This is a genomic window from Rhizobium sp. P1_E6, assembly GCF_056405875.1.
Genome location: NZ_JBFUBG010000157.1, coordinates 1 through 7539, shown reverse-complemented (window position 1 = coordinate 7539; position 7539 = coordinate 1). Strand labels below are relative to the sequence as shown.

General features: G+C 58.0%; 6 protein-coding genes and 1 pseudogene. 2 read left to right on the top strand and 5 right to left on the bottom strand.

What is annotated here, in order from left to right; genetic code table 11:
* Positions 1–693 precede the first annotated feature (693 nt).
* A complete protein-coding gene (locus AC1D35_RS33995; protein ID WP_446983660.1) occupies positions 694–921 on the bottom strand; it encodes a hypothetical protein in 228 nt (75 codons plus the stop codon).
* 278 nt (positions 922–1199) lie between these two features.
* On the opposite strand from AC1D35_RS33995, the pseudogene AC1D35_RS33990 reads away from it, so the two are divergent.
* Positions 1200–3053: pseudogene (locus AC1D35_RS33990) on the top strand (DUF4158 domain-containing protein); the annotation flags it as partial.
* Between the two features lie 783 nt (positions 3054–3836).
* Here AC1D35_RS33990 and AC1D35_RS33985 read toward each other — a convergent pair.
* Positions 3837–4976, bottom strand: a complete 1140-nt coding sequence (locus tag AC1D35_RS33985) for an RHE_PE00001 family protein (RefSeq protein WP_464753265.1) — start codon at positions 4974–4976, stop codon at positions 3837–3839.
* A gap of 513 nt (positions 4977–5489) precedes the next feature.
* On the opposite strand from AC1D35_RS33985, the gene AC1D35_RS33980 reads away from it, so the two are divergent.
* Complete coding sequence (locus AC1D35_RS33980) at positions 5490–6458, top strand: recombinase family protein (RefSeq protein ID WP_113335380.1); 969 nt, start codon at positions 5490–5492, stop codon at positions 6456–6458.
* Here AC1D35_RS33980 and AC1D35_RS33975 read toward each other — a convergent pair.
* Genes AC1D35_RS33975 through AC1D35_RS33965 form a run of 3 tightly spaced genes read right to left on the bottom strand, consistent with a single transcriptional unit; the run spans position 6394 to position 7456 of the window.
* Positions 6394–6879 (bottom strand): hypothetical protein, encoded by a 486-nt coding sequence (locus AC1D35_RS33975; RefSeq protein ID WP_477942268.1) that lies wholly within the window; start codon positions 6877–6879, stop codon positions 6394–6396. The genes AC1D35_RS33980 and AC1D35_RS33975 overlap by 65 nt on opposite strands.
* A 2-nt stretch (positions 6880–6881) precedes the next feature.
* Complete coding sequence (locus AC1D35_RS33970) at positions 6882–7286, bottom strand: DNA-binding domain-containing protein (RefSeq protein WP_477942266.1); 405 nt, start codon at positions 7284–7286, stop codon at positions 6882–6884.
* Complete coding sequence (locus tag AC1D35_RS33965; protein ID WP_477942264.1) at positions 7283–7456, bottom strand: hypothetical protein; 174 nt, start codon at positions 7454–7456, stop codon at positions 7283–7285. The genes AC1D35_RS33970 and AC1D35_RS33965 overlap by 4 nt, the downstream gene beginning before the upstream one ends.
* Positions 7457–7539 lie beyond the last annotated feature (83 nt).

Here is a 7539-nt window from a genome sequence, read left to right as displayed (position 1 = left end):
GACCAGGACGGACCATTTGCGAATACGACAACGGCGACCGCCACGAAAACACTTCGAGCAATATTTCCGCAAAGTCTATTCCGGGTCTCGTCGCTACGGGTGCGTACCGGAATCCTGATACACGTGCTAAACATTTCGTATCCCCCTCACTGGCTTGTGAATGACTACCGGGTACTGCATTCCCCAATTTCGGACGTGCTGAACGCCAGCAAAGCTTGGATCAGAACTTCAAGCCGAGACGTCCACACGGCGTGAACCACAATTTGGCGGTATTCCCCAACGGGCTGGATCAGTTGACGTACAACCCATACTATCATATATTCATAATATATACACTATAAATTCGCCAGTAGTCGAATAATTTTACATGAATTGAGGATTTTCCGCGATATAATATTGCTTTCGATAGGATGATTATTTCAATATTCTCGCTAATTACTTTCAAAATTTCCGGAGTGGCCGCTCCTTCTGCGAGGCGGTCGCCGACTTCTCAAAGGAAGGCTATGGCAATTGCTACGTAGGATCGTAGCAACGCCGGTACCCAATTTCCAATGCGCGCATGCTCCGGCTGCCTGACTTAAACTTCAGCACCTTGCCGCCGATAGCGGTTGAGGGGCGCCCAGCACTATGCGAGGTTCGTCTCGACGGCACTCCATAGGCAGCTCACGTTGCCTCGCAATTCGCAGGCGCTATCTAGTTCGCGTTCTGGCAAGCGCGCAGGGCCTGCATGGTAGCGTCGGTTCCCTCAAGGCTCAACGTGAAAGGTTCGCGCCCTTCACGCGAGACCGTCAGCATTTTCTTCTTGGCAAGATCGTAGACGAAGTCGGGATTATTGACCCAAGTGGTAGCTCCGACAAATTTGCCCATTTGCTGACCGGTCGGCTCCGCGCTGAATTTCTGACCGTCTATATCGACTATCACGGAGAACTTTTCGCCGGGGCGATCTGGGAATCCGCCTTTGTGTAGATCGCCATGTGGCCACGTTTGCCTGCGGTCTCATCAATGCCCATTTGAAGGGGCCAGAACAAGAGCAGTTCGAAATCGTGCGCTAAGGCCGAACGAAACCGGAACCATGCCGTAGACCGGATGTGCAACATCCGATCTCTGTGGATTGCKATCGACAYGCGCCAGTTTTGATTTCTCTGTCCGGCCCGACTCGACAACGCTCGACGCAGATTGGTCATGAATGGAGTCGGGCGATGGCAAAGCGCAAGCTTCTCAAAGATCAAGATCGCCGGAAGCTTGTCGATATCCCAGTCGACGAGGACAGCCTGATCCGCCACTATTCGTTGTCATTGGCGGATCGCCTGGAGATCGAACTGCGGAGACGTAATCACAATCGGCTCGGCTTTGCCATCCAGCTATGTCTGATGCGATACCCGGGTCGAGTGCTTGGAGCACAAGAAACTCCGCCTCGGGCCATGCTGAAGTATGTTGCTGATCAGATCGGCGCCGCTTCAGACGAATTTGCCCTCTATGCACGTCGTGAAGAAACCCGTCGAGATCATATGGCGCTGCTAATGGTCTATTTGGATACGAGAAGCGCCACGGTGCAAGATCGCCGMGCCGCRCTRTTGGCGGCAATTCAAGCGGCGACYATGTCCGACGACGGTGCTGCGATAGCCAGTTCGRCTGTCGCCGCGTTTCGCGAACGCGGAGCTCTTCTGCCGGCGATCGACACGATCGAACGYATCGGCCTTGCCGGCCGTGCCATAGCCCGGCGCCGGGCAGAAAGAACYCTGATTGAAGACATCCCRCTCGATAGGCTTCAATCACTGGATAGGCTGTTAGAGGTTGACCCGTCGATCRGCAAGACGCGCTTYCATTGGCTGCGYTCGGCGCCAGAAGCGCCGGCTGCGTCGAACCTCGTCGGGCTGACCGAGCGRATAGCTTTTCTRCGGCGGCTGGAGATCCATCCGGAACTGCAGGYGCGCGTATCATCCGGACGGTGGGACCAGATGATCCGGGAGGGCAACGCAACGCCGGCCTGGCTTGCSAACGAMYTCAACGCCAGCCGTCGCCACGCTCTRATCGTGGCTCAAGTCATCAAGCTTTGCCAGAAGCTCACGGACGATGCSGTGACGATGTTCATCAAGCTGATGGGCAAGTTGTTCTCGCAAGCCAAYAATMGRAAGAAGCRGCGRCAGATGGACTGCAGAGCGAAYACCGYCAAAGCGCTGCGCATGTTTCTRGATACGATCACCGCCCTGCAGTCCGCCAACGACTATGGTCGGAAYGCATTGGATGTTCTCGACCAAAGAGTCGGCTGGGACCGGCTSCTTCGGATGAAGCCTGAGCTCGAGTCGATGGTCGACGACAACGAGGCRCCGTCGTTGAYCGTRGCAGCCGARCARTAYGCGACCGTCCACAAATACATTGGTGCRTTCCTTCAGGCCTTCACGTTCCGCKCGGCGCATCGCCAMGACCCGCYTCTGGCGGCAATTGCRCTGYTGAAACGGCTTTATGCCGAGAAGCGGCGGACACTCCCGGATCGCGTGCCGMTCACCCACCTCAGCCAAACTGAWCGACGGCTTATCTTCGAACAGGGGAAACCYGATCGCCGTCTCTACGAGATCGCCACGCTMGCGGCTTTGCGAGACCRGCTTAGATCTGCGGAGATCTGGGTCGATGGCAGCCGATCTTTCCGGCCGATTGACGAGCATCTGATGCCGCGGTCGACATTCRTCTCGATGAAGGAAGAMGATCGTCTCGGTTTGGGGGTCCAGAGCGACGGCGCGCAGTGGCTTGCCGAAGCGCRTCAGATGCTCGASTTCAACCTGMMGCGYCTSGCGYACAGAGCACGATCYGGAAAGCTCGAAGGAGTTCGTCTYGAGGCCGGAACSTTGATYGTTACACCAACCGYCRGCGAAGTCCCYGYGGCMGCMGAGGARCTGAATGCCGAGATCAGCGACATGTATCCGTTGGTSGAGGTTCCCGACTTGYTRAGGGAAGTGCATGAATGGACCKGCTTTGCKGATYMMTTCACGCATGTTMGCACCGGCGACRTCCCGAAAAATGTCTCTGCCATGCTCGCTGGTGTACTGGCCGATGCGGGGTCGGAACAAGAGCAGTGCGGAAATGACGCGTCGTAATGACGCTTGCAAAAATGCCGCCTATCGCGTGTGACTATGCTCGCTTTAGCAGCAGTATCGTACCAGTTAGAAGACAAGAACTAGCGGCCGCGTTTCGTATCGGATACGCGCGACCTTCTGAAATCTGGGCTGGAACAGATCGCGCTCGCCGGGGTAGAGACGGTGACACGCGTTGCTGAAACTGGCGTCCCCGACCTCGACTAAGAAGCCTCCGCTGCCGAGTTCGATAGCAAGCTTGATGAACGTGTTCAAGCGGTTGGGGATTTCGTTCCGCACGCCGCCATTGGCTGCCGTCAGAGCATGGCAAATCTTCCGCGAGTGCTTTCCGCATGCCCCTTTCGCATAATGCACTCGCCTCTTTCCCTGACTGGCGATATCATTGAATTCTGGCAGGACAAATTTGCGAAGAACGTCGAACGAGACGYCCGAAGGAGCGGGAGCTACGGGCTCAGGGTTGGGATGTGGCTGTCGTATGGGAATGTGAGACACGCGATGTGGACGAGCTCTCGGGACGGCTGCGGACGTGGCTCGCCGAGCCGTTGCGAAAAGGGGAGATCCCTTGAGATTGACGCTCCCAAGGGAGTTTCCGAGGGACTGAGCCAGTGCAACGTGATCGAACTTGCGCCTTGTGCAACGATGGAGCGTTGAGAAAATCTGTCCGGTATTTAATGATCGCTATTCCTTGGCGCAAGTTTCGGGACGCTGGACGCGACCGACACCTTTCTACGACCGGATTTTTCCTTTCTATAGCACCCCCCACGCCCGAAACCTCCCCCTCCCCGTCATCTCCCTCAAGCCCAGCTCCAAAACAATCCGCCGCGCCGCCTGCGGCGTCACCTCGAGCGTCTTCGCCACCATCTTTGCCGAAACCAACGGCTTCGCCATCACCAGCTCGACCAGCTCCGGCAATTTCGATGATGTCCGCCGCCCTTCCAGCTTCCGCTCCATCAACGTGCGCGCCAGCACCAATCGGTCATGTTCCTTCATGCCGATCTCGGCGGCCGCCAGAAACCCATGGGCGATGGCGAGCAGCCGCATCTCCCGGTCGCGATGGCGGCGGCGATCGACGGGGATGGTTTTCAGTCCGAGGTTGATGGCGGCCAGATGGGCGCCGGTGGTGATGCCGGCTTCCCGAAGGATCGAGGCGGCAAACAGTCGGCCGAGCCAAGGGGCGTGCTGCAGGACGGAAAGCTCGTTCCAGGCATCGAGGGCAACGATCGCCTGCAGCACCGCCGGCAGGTCTTGCACCTCCCGCAACACACCGCGCCATTCGTCGAGCCGCGCATCCTCGTCCCAGTCGAGATCATAGACCATCGGATCTTTGTCTTGGTCGCCACCACGGCCGGGCCGCCTTGCGCGCTCGATTGCCGCTTCCGACCGAGCCAGCACCGCATCGATGGCGGCATAGTCGACGCCAAGGAGATTTTCGACGTCGTCACCTTCGTCCCCCTCCCCTTCCGCGTCGATCGCAGCAGCCGGCCAAATAACTTCTGCCGTCGTCGCCTCGTCCCCTCCGCCCGACCCGATCTCCGAGGTTTTCCGCAGCGAGCGGATGCCGTCGGCAGAGAACGCCCAATCCGGCGATTGGCCGGCGATCCGCCGGCGGGTTTTCAAAACATCGCGAGCGATGGTTAGCTCGTGGGTCGGCGTGCGAATATCCTTCGTCGCGTCATGCAACACTAGGTCTTCGAGATGGACGAGTTCGCCGTTGATCCACAACGAGGCGCAGGCATCGGCGAAATGGGAGCGCTCGAGGAAGCCCGCGCCGACGGACGAGCGAGCAATGCGCTCGTCGAGACGCGTCAACGCGATACCGGCGTCGAAAGCCGGCCGCATCAGGGCTATCATGTTGATTTTCGCGAGATCGTAAGCCATTGAAATCATGGTAAATGATTTGCTAAAGGAACTCTATATGAATATTACAGTTCCTCACATGGTATGATTTGGAGTTGGCGTTCTAACCATCGATAAGTATAGATTATCGATGGTAGATTGATTTCGAGGTGCAAATAAGAATGTCGGCTGGCATGGATGAGCGGAAAAGCTTGGTTTTCGGCGTTTCAGGCAGATTTCGGCGAGGATCGGCGGAATAGCGGTGGATACACGAGCCGTGGCAAGCGGCTCTCTCCTCTCGAGGGAGCACGAACTTCTCTGCAATCCCTGCCTCAGTCAACGCTTCTCACCCCTCCCCTCCCCCCCGAACACCTTAGTTTCCGGCATTTCCGCCACGGATGGCCACCAGAGCGCGTTTCACGCTGGCTGCCTCCGGATGCCCGTTCGACATCGGAATTCGAGTCTGGCGGGGCTGTATTTGGACCATAAAACACGCTTGCAACTGGTCATTTTCTCACGCATTCCTTATCTGTACAAGGCAGTTGAAAAGCGCGTGAAAAAACCATGGCAAAACGGCAGGTCGCCAATCCATCGTCAGTACCCAAACGGCTTATCGGCTATGCACGTGTTTCGACCGACGATCAGGTCCACGACGCGCAGCTGGACGAATTGCGTGCCGCCGGCTGTGACCGGATCTTTCAGGAGCACGGATCCGGTGCAACACGGGCCAGACCAGTTCTGACGAGACTTCTCGGCGAGCTCGCCACTGGCGACGTGCTTGTCGTCGTCCGGCTGGATCGACTAGCCCGTTCGGTCAGCCATCTGTTGCAAGTGATTGAGGACTTGGAAGGACGCGGCGTCCATTTCAGGTCCATCCGCGATCCCATCGACACGTCCACGCCACAGGGAATGTTTTCTCTTCAGGTGCTCGGAGCTGTCGCACAGCTCGAACGGGCTTTGATCGCCGAACGAACCAGAGCTGGCATCAAGGCGGCAAAAGCGCGTGGCAAGCTGCCGGGCAATCCCGGACTTCGAGAACGGCGACCAGAAGCGATCAAAGCGGTATCGAGGGCGCGAGACAAACTCTATCTCGACGAGCTGATCTCGTCCGCCCAGACCTGGCTACCGATGGTCCGGCAGCTTCGCCCCCAGCATAGCTGGGACAATGTCGTCCGGGTGCTCAATCGCAAAGGCCATGACTGGACGGTAGAACGCCTGCGCCGCGCGGTGCATAGAATGGTCCGCGAAAAGTTGGCCGAACCCGAACTCCTGGCGCGCTCGCCACGGCGCGCCCCGGAAGATCACCTGATGAAGCTCGTTGCGGCGATTGCCATTGCTGATCCTGGCCTGTCGCTGCGCGATATTGCCGCCCAACTGGATCAGATGGGTGAGCGGCCGGCGCGCGGCGGGCGCAAATGGCAGCCTTCCTCTGTTCGCCACCTGCTGGATGAAGCACATCGGTTTGGCCTCATTCGGGAATCTTCAGCGCACGGTGGATATCGGCGTGATAGCGGCCGACGATCTCAAGGGTGAGCCACCGCCCCAGCTCGTCAAAGGTCATAACTGCATGCTTTTGCGGATCGTAGTCGCCACGGGAGCCTATATCACTCGAGGTTGAGCCGGGCAGAAAGTGAACGGCGCCCATCATCGTGCCGATAAGCCGCTCGATGTGGCCGCCGTAATTTGGACGGGCGACCGGTCGATGGATGAGATTTATGCCGTGCTCAGCCGCTCCCCAAGCGAGTGCTTTTCCTCGAAACTCCCGAGCATTGTCGGGATGAATGGCGGTGGGCAAACCATGGACGGGCCAGTTGCCGGCCACGTTTCGCTCCGCGAGCCACGAAGCCTTCGGCAAAACCATGTGCCGGATGGCCAAGGCGACAGATGTCGATGATGGGTGCTCAAGGCTCAGGTAGAAGCCGGCCACCATGCGGCTGGCAACATCGATCGCCAAAGTCAGCCAAGGACGCGTTGCAGTGGCTGGCGGTTTACAGCATCGACGACGAAGAGATCGACCAGCGTATGATCGATTTGCACCACCTCCAGCGCGTGTTCGACGGAATACTCATCGATGACGGGTATGTATTGCTGACGGGCGACGCCAGCACCCTCTCGGGCTTTGGCCAGCTTCCTCTGGTCGGAGCTATCAATGCGAACCTTCACGGCCTTCCAGGAGGGGGCAGTTATGTTTCGCTGACGGCAAATGACCCGGACATGATCATGAACGGCGGTGATCGTCGGCCGCTCACGACGGCAATAGATCTCCTGGATGGCGCAGGTGACGGCATCTTCCTGTTCCGATGACAGGAGCCGCTTTCCCTTTTTCGGGCCGGGCGTTTCATCCAGCAATGAGCTGGTCACCGGTTTTCGTCGAACTGGGCGAGCAGTTGATAGAACCTTGTCGGCTTGAGCCCCAACGCCCTGCACGCGACAAATTTCTCCGGGGCGGTCAGGTTCTTTATGAAGGCGATGGGTCGAATGACCGCTTCACGAGCCAACGCCTTTTGCCAGGCTGTCGCATTGATCAGCACGATACCGTTTATTATCTGCCAGGATCAGTGGATTCTTCCAGATTGACCGGATGCGGCCATGAACGGCCAAACATCAGCAGAAC